Origin of the sequence: Nibrella viscosa (assembly GCF_039541875.1) — a bacterium.
GTDB lineage: Bacteria > Bacteroidota > Bacteroidia > Cytophagales > Spirosomataceae > Nibrella > Nibrella viscosa.
The window spans coordinates 57,377-75,304 of the sequence record NZ_BAABHB010000015.1; the positions used below are offsets into that span (position 1 = coordinate 57,377).

Sequence of the window (17,928 nt, forward strand, 5' to 3'; positions counted from 1 at the left end):
GATTTTCCGACTCATGAAAAACATACATAAACACCTGCTTCGCCGGGCTGCCGGCTCGCTGCTGACCGCTGCGGTGCTAACCTCGGCCACCTGGGCGCAGGAGTCACCAAAAGAAGAAGATTTCTTCAAGATCATGCGGGTGACCGCACCCGAAGGTACCCTGCTCGAAGTGGGCGGGCTCACGGTACTGCCCAACGGCGACCTGGGCGTTGCCACCCGCCGGGGCGATGTCTTTGTGGTCGAGAACCCCACCAGCCGCCGGCCGTATTTCCGTAAGTTTGCGTCGGGCCTGCACGAGATCCTGGGTCTGGTGTACAAAGACGGCGCCTTCTACTGCGCCCAGCGGGGTGAACTGACCAAACTGGTCGACAGCAACAAAGACGGCAAAGCCGATGTGGTTGAGACCGTATACGCCTGGCCCATTTCGGGGCACTACCACGAATATAGCTTCGGGCCTAAAGTTGCCCCGGACGGCTCCTTCTTCGTATCGGGCAACGTAGCCTTTGGCGACGAAGAATGGTGGCGGGGCGAAAGCCGGGTGCCCTGGCGGGGCTGGATGATGAAGATCTCCCCGGATGGCCAGATGCAACCCTGGGCAACGGGTATGCGCTCGCCGGCCGGGCTGGGCATGATTGACGGTGAACTGTTCTATTCCGACAACCAGGGCGACTGGGTCGGCTCGGGCGGTATCTGGCACGTAAAAAAGGGCGCGTTTATCGGCCACCCGGCGGGCCTGCGCTGGACCGGCATGCCGAACTCGCCGGTGAAGCTGACCACCGAGCAGCTCTACGCAAAAGCAGATCCCCAGCAGAAGAAGAACGCCCAGGGACGCTACATCAAGCCGGAAAACAATGCCGAGGATAAAGGTACACCGCTTTATACCCTGAAAGATCAGTTTCCGGAGTTACAGTTGCCGGTGGTCTGGTTGCCGCACGGTATTTTCGGTATTTCCAATTCCGAGATTGTACAAATCCCGCAGGGGAGCTTCGGGCCGTTTGCCGGTCAGTTGCTGATTGGCGACCAGGGCCAGAGCAAGATCATGCGGGTGTTTATGGAGAAAGTGAACGGCGAATACCAGGGCGCGGCTTTCGACTTCCGCAGCGGCTTCCAGTCGGGCGTACTCCGGATGGCGTGGGCCAAAGATGGCTCGCTGTTTGTGGGCGAAACCAACCGGGGTTGGGGCTCCGCCGGCGAGGCTAACGATGGTTTGCAGCGGCTGGTGTGGAACAACAACCTGCCGTTTGAGATGCAGGCCATCCGGGCGCAGCCGGACGGTTTCGAGATTGAGTTTACCGTGCCGGTCGACCGTAAGTCAGCGGAAGATCTGGCTTCGTACCGCGTCGGCAGCTTTATTTACAAATACCACCCGGTATACGGTAGCCCCCCGATCAACCGCGAAGAAAATCCGGTCAAGGGCGTGAAGGTATCGGCCGACGGCATGAAGGCCCGCATCATTGTGGATAACCTGCGCCGGTACCATATCCACGAAATCCGGCTGGACGGCGTTCGCTCAAAAGACGGCTCGTACTCGCTGGTGCATCCGCTGTCGTACTACACGCTGAACAACATTCCGACGGGGCAGAAGCTGGCCATGACGGAAGTGAGTACGTTCAACTCGGAGGCCAGTGCGTCGGCAGCCAGCACACCGGCACCGTCTGCTACAAAAAAGCCGGCAACGGCCACTCCGGCCAAAGCCGGTGCCAAGACCGGCGCAGTGACCAAACCGGCGGCCAAAGCTGCGAACACGGTAGCTTCGGCCAAGGCTCCGACGTACGATGAAGTGAAAGGGCTGCTGTCGCGGCACACCTGTCTGGCCTGCCACCAGACCGAAAAGCGACAGGTCGGTCCGGCGTACGTGGACGTAGCCAAGCGGGGCTATACCAACGAGCAGATTGTAGACCTGATTTACAATCCCAAGCCACAGAACTGGCCCGACTACGCCACCGAAATGCCACCAATGCCGCAGGTACCCAAGGCCGACGCGCTGAAGATTGCCGCCTGGATTAATTCGCTGGCCCCCGGTCAGAAAACAGCCGCCAAGACAACGAAGAACCCGGATGAGCAGTAGGGGTTAGTAAGCAGTTGGCAGTTGGCGGTTCTCAGTAAGCAGTTTGCAGATAGGGGCAGCCCGGCCGTTTGGCCGGGCTGCTTTTTTGGAAAGGGCCAGAGGGTTTTCTGGCATATGGCAAAACCATTGTAAAGCGAAAGCGTTAGTAGACAAGACTGAGCAGGTACAAAGCTGAAGGATGGCGAGAAACGTACCTGTGCCTGTTACAACGTATGAAACTTTTCAAATGCACTCACTGCGGCAATCTGCTGTATTTTGAGAATTACCGCTGTGAGCAGTGTGGCTATCCATTGGGCTTTGTAGCGCATTCGCTCGAACTGCGGCCGCTGGTGCCGCAAAAAAACGATACTTATACGGTTTACAACGATGAGGCAACTCTCTACCGGTACTGCGCCAACCATCAGTACGGCGTCTGCAACTGGCTGGTGGCCGAGGGCAGCCAGACCGACTATTGTAAGGCCTGCACGCTGAACCGCACCGTACCAAACCTGAGCAGGCCGGAGTACGTGCAGCGCTGGCAGGTCATTGAAACGGCCAAGCACCGGCTGGTGTACAGCCTGCGCCGGATGAAACTGCCGCTGGTCAGCAAAACCACCGACCCGGATAAAGGACTTTCCTTCGATTTCCTGGCCGATGAAAACCCCGACGGCAACCAGCGCATCCTGACCGGCCATACCGGCGGCCTCATTACCCTCAACATTGCCGAAGCCGACGATATTGAACGCGAAATGACCCGCAAAGCAATGGATGAGCCGTACCGAACCGTGCTGGGCCATTTCCGGCATGAGGTGGGTCACTACTACTGGGACCAGCTCATTGATGGATCTGATTATCTGGACGAGTACCGCCGGTTGTTCGGCGATGAACGCCGGGATTATGCCGACGCCCTGAAGCAGCATTACGAGCAGGGCCCGCCCACCGACTGGCCGAAGGAGTACATCAGCTCCTACGCCAGTACCCACCCCTGGGAAGACTGGGCCGAAACCTGGGCGCACTACCTGCACATCATCGACACGCTCGAAACCGCTTATTCCTTTGGTCTAAGCGTGCAGCCGCGTGTAGTAGAAGACGGTACCCTGCTGACGGCCGACCTGAATACCGACCCCTACAATCTTGATAATTTCGAGACGCTGATGAGCCTGTGGCTGCCGCTGTCTTTTGCCATGAACAGCATCAACCGCAGCATGGGCCACCAGGATCTGTACCCGTTTGTGATCCCCCCCCGCGTAATGGAGAAGTTGAGTTTTATCCACCGGGTATGTTACGAAGCCAGGATGGTGCTGGGGTAGTTGATAGCCCGCTGGTACATTATGACACCCGTTTCGCCTTCTCCTGCTGGTACGCATGGTAAGAGTACCATAGCGACCAGAAAACTACCAGCATAATACTTCCCATAAAAGCCCAGATTTTTACGGGGAGGGGAATCAGCAGGGCTAATACCGCAGCCAGCAGGCCAACAGCCACAAAAACAGGCGCAGCTTTCTGGTGCGTCCGGCGCCAGACCGTTTCGCTCTCCAGCGTCCAGGGTGTGCGGATGCCGACAAAATAGTTGGGCCGGATGCTGTACATGGCATTGCCGATACCCGCCAGCATCAGGCCCGAACCCGCCAGAATATACGTCAGAAAAGACTCACCGGCCGCTCCGGTTGCCGTGGCATACCACATAAATGACACCAGGACAGCCCAGAAAACGGCAATCACCAGCCGGATTTTATAATACGATGTGGTGTTCAGATTCTGCTTTGGGTCAAGGGCCGGAATGAACCGGAACAACAGATACAGGAATACCGTCATGCCGCCGAATAGGCCGATCAGACCCAGTTTAGGACCATACTGGTCTGCCTGCCCATCCGGTCCATAATGAAACGGTACCGTTTCGGGTAACTGATTATACAGTACCAGCAGCATAACAAAGGGTAAGGCCAGCACTGCCAGCAATACCCAGTCTGAATACAATACATTCTTTTTCATAGTCGTAAATGGTTATTGAGGGTGAGAATTCTGTCGAATTGTCAACAGCCAGGCCAGCAGTTCATCCAGCACAGTGGTGTTGATGGTGTAGATAATAAACTGCCCTTTTTTCGTGGCCTCGACCAGGCCCGCCTGTTTCAGCAAATCCAGATGGTGCGAAATGCTGGGCCGGGTCATGTCGAATTGCTCCGCAATCTCCCCGGCGGTCAGGTCGGCCTCCCGGAGCAGGTCCAGGATCTGCCGGCGCGTCGGATCATTCAGGGCTTTAAACAAAGCATTCATACGGCTGTTATTAAATAATTAGACAATTATCTAAATAACCGGCGAGCCGAAGAAGGGTTTTCGGATAAATGGCTTTGGAATTTGATAACCGGTACAAATAAGAAGGGCGACAAAACGCAGGAGCCTGTCCTTCTACTATCTTTGTATAGATACCTAATGGGGTACTATGTCGCTTTCGTTTCTGCAACTGGTATTGATTTCTGGTGCCCTGCAAGGTTGTTGCCTGGCGGTACTGCTGTTTACCCGCCCGGTCAACCAGTTGGCGAATCGGCTGCTGGGGACTGTCATGGTCCTGATGGCTGTCCAGACCGCGCTGGTTGCCTTCGACAACCGGGAATTCTTTATGCGGTTTCCGCACCTGAGTCATGTGGGCTGGTCGCTGCCTGCCCTGTTCGGACCGCTGCTGTTCCTGTTTACGCAGAAACTCATCAGCGAGCGCCCGCGCTGGCAGCGCACCGACTGGCTGCATTTTGCCCCCTTTGTGCTCATTCTGCTGTACCTGCTGCCATATTACCTGCAATCGGCGGACGCTAAGCGGGCGTATCTGTCGAACTTCGAGCGCTCCTTGCAGGACGATTTTGGCCCCGTCAATAGTCTGCTCAATGTGCTGCATATTGTGTATATCTCGGCGGCTGTGTATTTGCTTCGCCGGCATGAACAGCGGGTGCTCAATGAGTTTTCGGAAGTTTACCGGCTGCGGCTCCGGTGGCTGCAGCAGTTTCTGTCGCTGGTACTGGGGCTCATTGTTTCGTCGGTGATCATCTTTTACGCCCGCAAGTGGAACATTCCCGGTCTGGGCGACCTGTATAGGTATCACTACCTGGGCGTGATTGTCCTGATCTACTGGATCGGCTACAAAGCCCTGTCGCAGCCGGTCCTGTTCAATCAGAAACCGGCGGTTACAACGGCAGAACGCCACCAGGTACCTCCACCTATACCCGCTATTGCTCCGGTGGTCGCTATGCCGGAGAACGCGGATAAATACAAAAAGTCGGCTTTGCCCGATGAACTCGCCGATCGTTACCAGACCCGGCTGCTGGCGTACATGGATGAGGAGAAGCCGTATCGTAACCAGACGCTGACGATCCACGAACTGGCCGACGTGCTCGGGATCTCCAAACACCATTTGTCGCAGGTACTCAACGACCGGCTGGGCCGGAATTTCTATGACTTCGTAAACGAGTACCGGGTGGCCGAAGTGAAACGGCTGCTCACCGACCCGCAGTACAGCCACTACACCACGCTGGGTATTGCCGAAGAAGCGGGGTTCAACTCTAAGGCTACTTTCAACGCCGTTTTCAAGAAAATGACGGGTCAGACCCCGTCCGAATACGTCGGGAGAGCCGGTAAACTGGTCTGATTCGGTCGGATTAGACGACAGATGGGAGAATTAGCCGCAATTTTGGGGCGTAAATCAAGTCCACACCACATCATGAAAACGATTCTATCCCTTGCCGCCTGGTGTCTGCTAACCGGTAGCGCCTACGCACAAACAACCGCTCCGACGCCGGAAGAACCCTTGCTGACGGTGCCGCAACTCCAGGAAGACTTCAGCCGCTTTCGGACGGCGCTGGAGGAAGTTCACCCCGAAATGTACCGCTACACACCGAAGCAAACGTATGACTCCCTGTTTGCCGCAACAGCAAAACAGCTTCATCAGCCCATGTCGCGGCAGGCGTTTTATGTTACCCTGAACCCGCTGGTTGCTGCCTTGCATTGCGGCCATACCAAATGGCTGGTCGCCGGCCGTGACGAGCATTACCCGTTCCACCCGGATCGGCAGTTCCCCCTAAAGTTATATTTTCTGGGCGAGCAGGCCTGGGTGGTTGCCAACTACGGTTCCGGCGCCGTACCGGCCGGGGCAGAGATCGTAGCGATAAACGGTCGGCCGATGGCAACGGTCATCCGGCAACTGCTGCCCCGTCTGACCTTCGCCGACGGCAACACGGTGAACGGGAAATACGCCGACCTTAACCAGTTCTTCTCCGGCTTCTACGCGACCTTTATCGAGGCTCCGGCCGTGTTTGCTATCACCTACAAAGCCGGAAATGCCGAGAAAACTGTAAGCCTGCCGGCTACCACGGAGCAGAAAATCAGAGAAGTTGAACAAGCTCCTAAACCGGCCTCGCAGCAGCCCTTTCGCCTGACGTTTGCCGATAACCAAACCGCCATCATGACCATTGAGCGGTTCTGGAGTATGGAGAAGCAAGAGGATTACAAAGCCTTCCTGAAAAACTCCTTTAAACAGATCAGCCAGAAGCAAATACAGAATCTGGTGCTCGACCTGCGCAACAACGAGGGTGGGGAGGAAGCTTATGGCGTGCTGTTGTATTCGTACCTGGCCGACAAGTCGTTCCGGTACTACGACTACATCAGCGTCCGGCAGAAGCAGAAATATTCCTTCAAGGCCTGGACACCTAAGTTCTACGGTATCCTGCGCCACCTGATCCGAAAGACCGACAACGGCTATGTCTGGCCCTACCAGACAGGCCTGAAGGCGCATATGCCGGAGCGCGACGCCTTCCACGGCAAACTGTACGTGCTGCTCAACGGTTCCAGCTTTTCGGTCACGACCGAGTTTGCCGCCCGCGCCCACGCCGACGGCCGCGCTACGTTCATCGGCCAGGAAACCGGGGGCGGGTATACCGTTAACAGCAGTGGCGTGTTTACCATCGTGCAACTGCCCCACGCTAAACTGGACCTGGGCGTGCCGATGTTCGGCTTTCATATGGCCGGCGCAGACCGCTACCCCTACCACGACCGGGGCATTATTCCCGACCATACCGTCGTGCCGACGATTGACGACGTGCTCAGCGGCCACGATCGGGTGATGCACTACACGCTGCAACTGATCCAGCCGAAATCCGTCGGTGGTTCTACTGCCAATCTATCCACAACCAAATAACAATCAATCACATTATGAAATCGCTTTTTTCGACAGCCCTGCTGTCGGTCGGGTGGCTTGTTGCCTCCGCTCAAACAGTACCAATCCTTCAGTCTGCCTATGTACCGGTATAGCTACCTCCGTTATCCTGACCCGCAGCTGATCCGGGCGGCAGCGCATACGGCTAATCTATCCATCATCTACCATGTCAACTTTTTCCGGTCATGAAAACGAATCATATCTTCAATACCGATACTGACGGTACTGCTCCTGAGTCTGAGCGCCTGCAACGACCTGACCCTCGGCCTGGAGCCGGCCAATACTCCCGAAACTAATTTTTGAGCAGCGCCGGCAGCAGGGCAGCCGGCTTTACGGATTGTTCGGGGTGAAAAAGGTCTACTGGCCCATTGCGCCGAAGATTACCGTGGTAAATACAAAAGAAGACCTGGCTGCGGGTAGCGATAAAGTACTGGATCGAGCATTGGGGGGATATTGCGATAGGTGAAGCGGGCTTGTCTCGGCCGCCTTACCCCAAAACGGCCACCACCTACCGTAACGGCAATGTAAAACCCGTTGGTAGCGTAGGTAGGCAGGGAGGCCATCTGCCCCAGATCGGTATTGCTTTTCCACTGCGCCGAACCGGGGCTGACCAGATACCCGGCGCGTAGTCCCAGCATCAGCCCACTGAAACGCTCGCGGTTGCCCGACCAGTTACGGAGCTTCAGATCGGCGTTGAGGCTGACATCCGTAGCGTAGCTGAACAGGTGACGAATGGTTATGTACTGACCCGGTTCGTGTCGTGTCAGGCTGAGCGTCGACAGGCCGGGGCCAACGGCAGGGTACATAAACCACCGCTTCCCTTCATGAATGATCCAGCCGAGTTTGGCCGTGCCGGCGGATGCTGTGCGCTCGATAGCGACATCGCCAAGTCGGGTGGTGCGAGACTGCATGGCCATAACGCCCAGCCCGACAATCACCCGGTTATACCGATAGTAGCCCTCGCCCCCGGCCAGAGCAAAGCCGTCGCCCATGGCCGGAAAACCAGTTGTGGCAAAGCGGCCGGCTGTGACACCGGCATTGCGTAGATTGATGTAGCCGGTCCGGAAAAAGCCCGCTCCGCCCACCGTAAGCTGGGCCAGTACCGGTGCCAGGCCGGCAAATAAACAAATCAGGGTGTAGCCTATCCGTTTCATAAGCTGCTGCGCAGCGGGTAAGTGCCGTTGCCGCGGTAAAGATGACGGTTGTCAGCGGCTTGGGGTATGATTTGGGTGGCGGGTGCGCCTGATTGTTGTCAGGCCAGTGAGAAAGGCATCCTGATTAAGGTCTGTAGTAAAAATTTACTAGTTTGTCTATCGGGTTTATAACATTATTGCCCGCTCCTGGTTGAACGTATAGGACTCGAATAACTCGGTCCTGTACACTCAACAAAACCACAAGAAGTATGACTAGTTACCCAGACAATACCGGTACGACCGGTTCTTCATCCTATGGGCACAGCGGAATGATGACGGCCATCTTTAATGACCGCGATAGCGCTGAGCGCACGTATGATCGCCTGTTAGACCACGGCTTTTTAAGAGATGATGTGAACCTGGTTATGTCTGATGACACGCGCAAGCGGTATTTTGACAACGACGGCGATCGGCATCACGATTCGGATATGGGTGATAAAGCCATGGAAGGTGTAGGAAAGGGATCAGCGATTGGGGGTACACTGGGAGCTATTGCCGGTGCCGTGGCAGCTATTGGTACTACGCTGGCTATTCCCGGTCTGGGCCTGCTGATTGCCGGTCCCATTGCGGGCGGTCTGGCCGGCGCGGGTGCGGGCGGTCTGACAGGTGGCCTTATTGGTGCCCTAACGGGCGCTGGTGTTTCCGAAGACCGTGCCAGAGAGTATGAGACCCATATCAAAGATGGCGGCATCATGATCGGGGTACAACCGCGCAGTGAAGCTGATGTGCGTTACCTGGAGCAGCACGGTTTCCATTGATCGTAAAGACGTATAGAATTATCTTCTCCGGAGGCCGGAACGCGCAACGTTCCGGCCTCTTTCTGTTTACGGCGGCTTAACCCTTTTTAAATTTCGGTTTAAGACGGGTTTAATTCACCCAGGCGGCTGGTGGCCTACCTTTGAAGCATACTTTAAACGACACAGCTATGAGACAGTATTGGGCCGTATTTGCAGATGAGGTGAGTTCTCACCGGTTAGACTTCGACAGTCTGGTCTCCGCCATTAATTACCTCAATTTTCTGTTCCTGACCCGCGAGGGCTCATCGAGCTACAAAGCCGGCATTTACGACCTCCGCAACGAGCGGCTGGTACCTATCTACGAACTGACCCAGGCGCTGACGACTACCCGGACCAGCAACCTGACCTGGTTACCCGCAATGTCGGGGAACTAAGCCCGCCAGCTACCACCGTATTTTCCTGCCTCACTGCATCCGGCCCCGCTCACACGGGGCTTTTTTGTTTGCTGGCGGTTCCGGAATTAGCCGTATTTTGCAGGTCTGTTTCCGACTTGCCGTAACCGTTCATGAGTACCGCCAAACCATACAGCACAGCCCGTCAGGCCCTCAACAAAGCGTTCCGCATCCGCCCCGTCGGGCGCGACGAACTGGAGCAGTTTAAGACCCAACTCCGCCTGCTGCTGAGCCGTATCGACGAAAACGAGTCGGAGGAGAACGTAAAAGGCCACCTGGCCGATTTTCTGAAAGATACCGGCTTCAAACCGGCCCATCTCATTGCCACCAAAGACCATAAAGACCTGGTAATTCATACCGGCTCTGAAGCCGATAGCCCCGTTGGGCTGATTTTTGAGGTGAAACGCCCGAAGAACCTCACCGAAATGCCTACACCCTACCAGCTCAACTCGCGGGCGCTGCACGAACTGATGCTGTACTACCTGCGGGAGCGCGTGCTGGACGGCAGCAACGACATCCGCCGGCTGGTCATCACCAATATTTACGAGTGGTATATCTTCGACGCCCACGATTTTGAGCGGCTCTTCGGCGTCAATACCCTGCTGGCCAAACGCTTCCGGCAGTGGCAGGCCGGGCAGACCAGCAGCGCCAGCACCGAACATTTTTACAATGAAATTGCCCGGCCTTACCTGCGGAACCTCAAAAATGATACGCTGCCGTTTACGTACGTCAACCTGAAGGACCACCAGATGGCCCTGAACAGTAATGACCCGGCTGTCGACAACTCGCTCATTCCGCTGCTGAAGCTGCTCTCGCCTACGCACCTGCTCAAACTCGCCTTCGGTAACGACAGCAATACGCTGAACCGGGAGTTTTACCACGAACTGCTCCACATCATCGGGCTGGAGGAGGTGAGAGACGGCGGCAAACGGCTGATCCAGCGAAAGCAGCAGCCCGACGAGGGCTCGCTGCTGGAAAATACCATAACGATTCTCGATTCGGAGATTAACCTGGACCGCCTGCCCGATCTGGCGCAGTACGGCGACAGCCGGGCCGAGCAGTTGTATACCATCGCCCTGGCACTGTGCATTACCTGGATCAACCGTATCCTGTTCCTGAAACTGCTGGAAGGGCAGTTGGTCGGCTACCACCGCCACGATACGGCAAAGCAGTTTCTGCGCCCCGATCAGATCCGCGACTACGACATCCTGAACAAACTCTTTTTTCAGGTACTCGCCAAACGACCCGAAGACCGCCAGGCCAGCGTGCAGAAGCAGTTCGGCTTTGTGCCGTACCTGAATAGTTCGCTCTTTGAGATCAGTGACCTGGAGGAGCAGACGCTCCGCATCAGCAGCCTGGACGATAGCCTGACCGTGCCGATGTACGGGCATTCGGTGCTGCGGAAGAATACCCCCCTTAGTCTCTCGTTAAACAAGGAGGGAGAGGGCCTGGCGGGTAAGCAAACGGGGCAGGTGAATACGCTGCATTACCTGCTACATTTCCTGAACGCCTACAACTTTGCCTCGGAGGGGACGGAGGAGGTGCAGGAGGAGTCGAAGACACTGATCAATGCCTCCGTGCTGGGGCTGATCTTTGAGAAGATTAACGGCTACAAAGACGGCTCGTTCTTTACGCCCGGCTTCATCACCATGTATATGTGCCGCGAAACCATCCGGCGGGCGGTGGTGCAGCGGTTCAACGATGCGCTGGGCTGGCACTGCGCCCATTTTCAGGAGTTGCAGGACCGCATCGAGTATACCGACAATACGGTACGCCGGCAAGCCAATGAACTAATCAACCACTTACGAATTTGCGATCCGGCGGTGGGTTCCGGCCACTTCCTGGTATCGGCGCTGAACGAACTGATTGCCGTTAAGGCCGATCTGCGCGTGCTGAGCTACCGCGATACCGGTGAGCGGGTGCGTGGCTACGACATCAGCATCGAAAACGACGAACTGGTCATCATTGAGCAGGAGACCGGCCAGCCGTTTGCCTACCGGCTCAACGAGAAAGGCCAGCCCATTGCCGATCGGCAGCGGTTGCAGGAAACGCTCTTCCACGAAAAACAGACCCTGATCGAAAACTGCCTCTTTGGCGTCGACATCAACCCCAACTCGGTGAAAATCTGCCGCCTGCGGTTGTGGATCGAGTTGCTGAAGCATGCCTACTACGTAGCCGGGGGCAAGGGGCAGGGAGCAGAGAGTAGTGGAGAGATGAGTAAAGGAGAAAGGGGTATGGAGAGGCTGCCTCAGACCCCCAGCCCCATGCCCTCAGCCCCACGCTCCATACCCCCTGCGCTTGAAACGCTGCCTAATATCGACATCAACATCCGGCAGGGGAATAGCCTGGTGAGCCGCTACCCGCTGGAAGCGCCTTTTGAAACGGCTGGGCTGGAACGGCGGCTCAACGATTACCGCAGCTTTATTCAGGAGTATAAGACCAATGCGGAGGGCGAGCGCAAACGCGGCCTGCGCCAGTTATTGGCCGACATTCGCAGTGAACTGGTGAAGCAACTGCCCGACGAAGCCAAACCCCTCCGCGATAAGCTCCGGAAGCTGGAGGTGGAGCTGTTTCAGAAGTATGAAACGGGGACGCTGTTCGGCACCAGCCTGAGCCCGGCGCAGCAGAAAGACCGCGCGCGGCTGGAACAGGACATTACCGACACCCAGCAGAAAATCCGGCAGATTGTGGATAATCCGCTGTTCCGGAATGCGTTTGAGTGGCGGTTTCAGTTTCCGGAGGTTCTGGATGAGGCCGGGGCGTTTGCCGGTTTCGATGTGGTCATCGGCAATCCTCCCTACATCCGGCAGGAGGAGATCAAGGCCATTAAGCCCTACCTGGCGCAGCAGTACCAGACCTACGCCGGTACGGCCGATCTGCTGGTGTATTTTATCGAAAAAGGCCTCTGCCTGCTGAAGCCGGGCGGGCATTTCTCGTTCATCATCGCCAACAAATTTACCCGCGCCGGCTTTGGCAAGCCGCTCCGGCAGTGGCTGAAGCAGTGGCAGTTGACGGAACTCTACGACTTCGGTGACCTGCCCGTATTTGACGAAGCGACGACGTACCCGCTCATCCTGTCGGCCCGGAAAACGGCCCCCACACAGCCGATCCGGGTGGCCAATGTGCAGACGCTGAAATTTGGCAGTCTGGCCGGTTACCTGACCGAAAACGCTTTCCAGACCGCCCCGGCTGCCCTGAACGACGAAGGCTGGATGCTGACCGACACGGCGGTACACCAACTGCTCGAAAAAATAAAACGGCAGGGCGTTCCGCTGGGCGAATACGTGCAGGGCAAAATTTACCGAGGTGTTTTGACCGGCCTGAACGAAGCCTTTGTCATCAACGACGAAACCCGCCGGCGGCTCATCGACGAAGACCCGCACAGTGCCGGGATCATCAAGCCGTTTCTGGCCGGGCGGGATGTAAAGCGGTATCAGGTGCCGAAACAAGGCACCTTCCTGATTCTGCTACCCAGCGGATTTACCGTGAGCCGATACGGAAAACTGCCGGAAGCCGACGCGTTTGACAAGTTAAAAGCCGACTTTCCGGCCATCAGCCGCCAGTTGGAGCCGTTTGCCGAAAAAGCCCGGAAACGCACCGATAAAGGCAATTACTGGTGGGAGTTGAGGGCTTGTGATTACTATGCCGAGTTTGAAAAGCCAAAGATCATTATTCCGGCAATTATTCAGCGGGCGTCATACGCATTTGATACCGCCAACTTTTACAGCAACGATAAAACCTCAATTATCCCCTGCGATGATAAATACCTGCTGGCGCTGCTGAATAGTAGCACGGTCGATTTTATGATGCGTCAGATTGCCGCAACAAAACAGGGCGGCTTCTTTGAGTACAAACCGGTTTATGTATCAAAACTTCCCATCCGGAAGGCATTACCCGACGCCAAAAAGCCGTTTATCGAAAAAGCAGAAGCCATTTTATCGGCCAAACAGCAGGACCCCCTGGCCGACACCTCCGCCCTCGAAGCCGACCTTGACCGGATGGTGTATGAGTTGTATGGCCTGACGGCTGAGGAGATCGCGATTGTGGAAGGACGGTAGGCGGTGCTGGTCCGCGTTGTTTGCCCTGTAGGGGCCATGGCTACAAACCGATGGCCCCTACAGGGCAGGGGTCATTCAACGGCTTTGGCCTTTCTACAAACCGCTGGCGGTACCGACCGCCCGGTCCTCCGGAGCAGACGCCGACGCATCGTTAACTCTCCTCGTACGGCAGATACACGGTAAACGTTGATCCTTCGCCGGGGGTGCTGTGGGCGGAGATGGCGCCACCGTGAAGCTCGGCCACTTTTTTGCAGAGGGCCAGCCCAATACCGGTGCCTTCGTACTGGTTGCGGCCGTGCAGCCGCTGGAAAAGCTGAAAAATGCGGTCGTGGTGCTTTTCTTCGAACCCAATTCCATTGTCTGTTATATCGATAACTACCCATTGGCCTCTGCGTTGGGCAATGGGGGCGTTGGGCAGGTCTTTGGCGTCGACAGTCCGGGCGCTGATTTGTATAACGGGCGCGGTACCGTGCTGTTGGAACTTTAGGGCGTTGCTGATCAGGTTGCGGAAGAGTTGCTGCAACTGGGTGGCGTTGCCCTGCACAATGGGTAAGGCACTAATGCTAATCTGGGCCTGTTTCTCAAGAACGGCCTCGTTGAGATCAAGTAGCACCTCCGCCAGAATACGGTTCAGCGGCACGTTTCGTATCTGTTCGTTGCCGATTGTCAGCCGGGAATACGCCAGCAGGCTCCGGACAAACGTTTGCAGCCGGACCGATGACTTGCTGAGCCGGCTGAGGTAGTCGCGGGCCGTATTGTCCAGCGAAGCTGCATAATGCTGGGTGAGCAGGTTGCTGAACGCTTCAATCTTACGCAGGGGTTCCTGCAGGTCGTGGGAGGCTATATACGCAAACTGTTCGAGGTATTCGTTGGAGCGCTTCAACTCTTCCACCATCTGCTCCAGCCGCTGCTGCATAACACGGCTCTCGGTAATATCGGTATACGACAGCACCAGCGTGTCGCTATCCATGCGGGAGATGGCGAGGTCGTACCATGCCTGATAGCCGTCTACATTGTAGAAAAACTGGGTGCGCTGCGGCTGCCCGGTTTCCAGTACCGAAACGTATAAGTCAAGCAGTTTAAAGCTTTTTGCCGAGGGGAACAGGGTGTTCAGAGAACCGCCAATCAGTTGCTCCAGCGGGATACGGCACATCTGCACGGCCATTTGGTTGGCCATGGTAAACCGGAAATCCTGCACGGTGCTGCCCTTGCGCACCGGTTCCATGGCTATCATACCGTTTATGGAGCCGTTGAGGAGCCCTTCCACGCGCTCCGCCTGCCGGATGGCCTGCCGGGCCGTAAGCCGGGTAGCGGTAGTATTGACAAAGGTAATGACCAGACTATCATTGTCCATTTTCACCGCCGAGATCTCGTACCACAGGTTCTGAAGCGGATAATGCCGTTCTGACTGATGCGGCTTGCCCGTTTGCAGTACGTCTTTGTAAATGGTAAACAATCCCTGGTCCTTACTGGCCGGATATATTTCCAGCAGGGTCCGGTTGAGCGGGTCAATACCAAACTGAGTGAGTAGCTCCTGCTGGGCTACGCGATTACACTGCGTAACCCGGTAATCAACCACCGCGCCGGTAGCGTCCCGGACGGCCTGTAAGAGATAGATGCCGTTCAGCGAGGAGTCGAACACCTGCTTCAGCAACTGGCTTTGTGTCTGAAGCGCCAGCGAAACCTGCTTGGTATCGGTAATGTCCTTCACAATGGTGAGCAGTCCATCATTCAGTTTGGTAGCCGTAATATCATGCCATCGGGTGTTCCCGTTATAGTCGTAAGCCCGTTCGGCGCGGTAGGGCGTGCCGGTTTCAATTACCCGTACGTAATTGGCAAAGATCTCATCGGTAACCATGTGGATCTGTCTCAGCGTGTGGCTAACCAGCACCTCCGGCGAAATAGCAAAGGTCTCCAGAATACGCGGGTTATAGAGGGTCAGCCGGAAATCAATGATGGTTTCGGCTTCATCGCGAACGGGCTCCCAGAGCAGTATATAACCAACCGAACTATCCAGAATACGTTGAAGACTGTCTGACTGAGGCCTATTTGCCACTTGTGAGGGTAATTGACTTTCCACTGAATATAAACGTTTACCGACTTCAACATTGAGTAAAAACAGTTGAATATCAGTATATTTTCTGAATAACTCTTCCCGGTCAAACGAAAAGCCCGGCTCCTGAGCCGGGCTTTTCGTTAAATCAGGTATTTCAGCTTAACCACTTCTTTAGGTTCCAGAAACCGCCACTTGCCACGCGGCAGGTCTTTTTTGGTCAGACCGGCATACATGGTCCGGTCCAGCTTGGTTACCTCGTAGCCGAAGTGTTCAAAGATTCGGCGGACAATGCGATTGCGGCCGCTGTGAATTTCAATACCTACCACCTGTGCATCGGGGGTTACCAGACCCAGGTCATCAGGCTTGATAAATCCGTCCTCCAGTTCCACACCCGCCTGAATGGCGTCAAAATGTTCTTCAGTAATCGGCTTGTCCAGTTCTACCTGGTAAATTTTTTTGATGTTGTTCGACGGATGCGTCAGCTTCTCGGCCAGTTCGCCATCATTGCTCAGCAGCAGCAGACCGGTGGTGTTGCGGTCGAGCCGCCCAACAGGGTAGATACGGAATGGCCCGGCATCGGCTACCAGCTCCATTACGGTTTTGCGTTCTTCCGGATCGTCGGTGGTGGTGATGTAGTCTTTCGGCTTGTTCAGCAGCACATACACCATCTTCTCCGGGTTCAGCACTTTGTTACCATACTTGACCACATCGGTAGGTTGGACCTTATAGCCCATCTCGGTCACAACCTGACCATTAACCCGAATATCGCCACGGGCGATCAGTTCATCGGCTTCCCGGCGCGAGCAGATACCGGCATTGGCGATGTAACGGTTCAGGCGGATCAGGCCGTCGGCGTCCTGCGCCGTCTGCTTTTTGGCTAAGGCCGTTTGTTTCTGCTTTTTCTTCGCCAGCCCTTCCCGAATCGCATCCAGGTTATAGGTTGGCGCTTTATCGTATTTGCCTACCCGCCGTTCGCGACTTTCGTCCTGGAACTTCTCGCGGTTATCTTCACTGCGACGGTCATCCGGACGCCGGCGGTCTTCCCGACGATCAAACCGATCCGTCGAACCTTCCCGGCGGTTATCACCTCTACCGAACGGACGCTCTTCATTCCGGCTGCTCCGTGGTCTGTCGTGACCCGGTCTGTCGTGACCCGGTCTGTCGTGACCCGGTCTGTCGTGACCCGGTCTGTCGTGACCCGGTCTGTCGTGACCCGGTCTGTCGTGACCCGGTCTGTCGTGACCCGGTCTGTCACTACGTGGTCCGTCATTACGTGGTCCGTCAGTACGGCCGAACCGGTTACCACCTTCCCGGCGGTCATTCCGGTCAAAGCGGGGGCGATCATCCTCGTTCCGGCGATCATGTCCCCGCCGGTCTTCGGAGCGGAAACTGCCCCGGTCATCGTTTCGTCGATCGTTGCCAAAGCGCGGGCGATCTTCGCGTGGTCTATCGCGACCCGGTCCACCATCGCGGTTGAAGCGCGGACGGTCCGACCCACCGAAACGGTCGCTCCGCCGGTCATCGCCGAAACGTGGGCGGTCTTCGTGTGATCTATCGTGACCCTGTCCGCCAGAACGGTCTTCCCGATCAAACCGGGGGCGGTCGCTGCCACGACGATTATCATTGCCACGACCCTGTCCGCCAAAGCGCGGTCCGTCGTTACGCGGTCCGTCGTTACGCGGTCCGTCGTTACGGTTATCGTTATCCTGGCGGCTGAAGCGTGGGCGCTCCGGCCCGCCGGAGCGTGGTCTGTCGTGACCCGGTCTGTCGTGACCCGGTCTATCGTGACCCGGTCTATCGCGACCCGGTCTGTCGTCATCACGGCGATTATAGCCACCCCGTGCGTCATCATCGCGACGCCCAAAAAAAGGTCGTCCACCATCCCGGCGGTCATTATTGCGAGCATCACCCCGACGATCCGGTCTGTCGTGACGTTCATCGCGGGAATCGCCGTCGCGCGGTCCGCCGTCGCGCGGTCCGCCGTCGCGCGGTCCGCCGTCGCGGTTAAAAGGATTGTTTTTCTTCATGAAAGAGTACAGTAATCACTACTGTAAAAAAATAAATGGCTTGCTATCAGTGATTTATGGACGTGGCAAGCGTAAAAAATGGCTGCAAAGATACAGCTTTTACACACGTATTTCGTTATCGTTCCGGTTGATAACGTAATTTGACCCAAAAGAATTCGGAC

12 protein-coding genes are annotated in these 17,928 nt (G+C 56.2%); 7 read left to right on the forward strand and 5 right to left on the reverse strand.

Annotation, left to right across the window (positions count from 1 at the left end; genetic code table 11):
- Positions 1–13: 13 nt before the first annotated feature.
- Together ABD931_RS25025 and ABD931_RS25030 are read left to right on the forward strand one after the other, a co-directional pair.
- A complete protein-coding gene (locus ABD931_RS25025) occupies positions 14–2,068 on the forward strand; it encodes a hypothetical protein (protein ID WP_345270761.1) in 2,055 nt (684 codons plus the stop codon).
- 212 nt (positions 2,069–2,280) lie between these two features.
- A complete protein-coding gene (locus ABD931_RS25030) occupies positions 2,281–3,357 on the forward strand; it encodes a zinc-binding metallopeptidase family protein (protein ID WP_345270762.1) in 1,077 nt (358 codons plus the stop codon).
- Positions 3,358–3,376: 19 nt separating this feature from the next.
- Here the strand turns inward: ABD931_RS25030 and ABD931_RS25035 are convergent, their stop codons facing one another.
- Both ABD931_RS25035 and ABD931_RS25040 read right to left on the reverse strand, forming a co-directional pair.
- Complete coding sequence (locus ABD931_RS25035) at positions 3,377–4,039, reverse strand: SdpI family protein (RefSeq protein ID WP_345270763.1); 663 nt, start codon at positions 4,037–4,039, stop codon at positions 3,377–3,379.
- Between the two features lie 12 nt (positions 4,040–4,051).
- A complete protein-coding gene (locus ABD931_RS25040; protein ID WP_345270764.1) occupies positions 4,052–4,321 on the reverse strand; it encodes an autorepressor SdpR family transcription factor in 270 nt (89 codons plus the stop codon).
- 166 nt (positions 4,322–4,487) lie between these two features.
- On the opposite strand from ABD931_RS25040, the gene ABD931_RS25045 reads away from it, so the two are divergent.
- Together ABD931_RS25045 and ABD931_RS25050 are read left to right on the forward strand one after the other, a co-directional pair.
- Positions 4,488–5,681 (forward strand): AraC family transcriptional regulator, encoded by a 1,194-nt coding sequence (locus ABD931_RS25045; protein WP_345270765.1) that lies wholly within the window; start codon positions 4,488–4,490, stop codon positions 5,679–5,681.
- Positions 5,682–5,753: 72 nt separating this feature from the next.
- Positions 5,754–7,226 carry a S41 family peptidase gene (locus ABD931_RS25050; protein WP_345270766.1) on the forward strand — a complete coding sequence of 491 codons (1,473 nt, stop codon included), beginning with the start codon at positions 5,754–5,756 and terminating at the stop codon, positions 7,224–7,226.
- Between the two features lie 398 nt (positions 7,227–7,624).
- On the opposite strand, the gene ABD931_RS25055 is transcribed toward ABD931_RS25050, so the two are convergent.
- A complete protein-coding gene (locus ABD931_RS25055) occupies positions 7,625–8,398 on the reverse strand; it encodes a hypothetical protein (RefSeq protein ID WP_345270767.1) in 774 nt (257 codons plus the stop codon).
- A gap of 248 nt (positions 8,399–8,646) precedes the next feature.
- Here ABD931_RS25055 and ABD931_RS25060 point away from each other — a divergent pair, with 248 nt between their 5' ends.
- From ABD931_RS25060 to ABD931_RS25070, 3 genes are all read left to right on the forward strand, one after another.
- Positions 8,647–9,195, forward strand: coding sequence for a hypothetical protein (locus ABD931_RS25060; protein WP_345270768.1), 549 nt, complete (start codon positions 8,647–8,649; stop codon positions 9,193–9,195).
- Between the two features lie 167 nt (positions 9,196–9,362).
- Positions 9,363–9,608 (forward strand): hypothetical protein, encoded by a 246-nt coding sequence (locus ABD931_RS25065; protein ID WP_345270769.1) that lies wholly within the window; start codon positions 9,363–9,365, stop codon positions 9,606–9,608.
- Positions 9,609–9,739: 131 nt separating this feature from the next.
- A complete protein-coding gene (locus ABD931_RS25070; RefSeq protein ID WP_345270770.1) occupies positions 9,740–13,684 on the forward strand; it encodes a DUF7149 domain-containing protein in 3,945 nt (1,314 codons plus the stop codon).
- A 151-nt stretch (positions 13,685–13,835) separates the two neighbouring features.
- Here the strand turns inward: ABD931_RS25070 and ABD931_RS25075 are convergent, their stop codons facing one another.
- A complete protein-coding gene (locus tag ABD931_RS25075; protein ID WP_345270771.1) occupies positions 13,836–15,740 on the reverse strand; it encodes a PAS domain-containing sensor histidine kinase in 1,905 nt (634 codons plus the stop codon).
- 140 nt (positions 15,741–15,880) lie between these two features.
- On the reverse strand, positions 15,881–17,767 hold the full coding sequence (locus tag ABD931_RS25080) for a pseudouridine synthase (protein ID WP_345270772.1): 1,887 nt from the start codon (positions 17,765–17,767) through the stop codon (positions 15,881–15,883).
- Between the last annotated feature and the right edge of the window lie 161 nt (positions 17,768–17,928).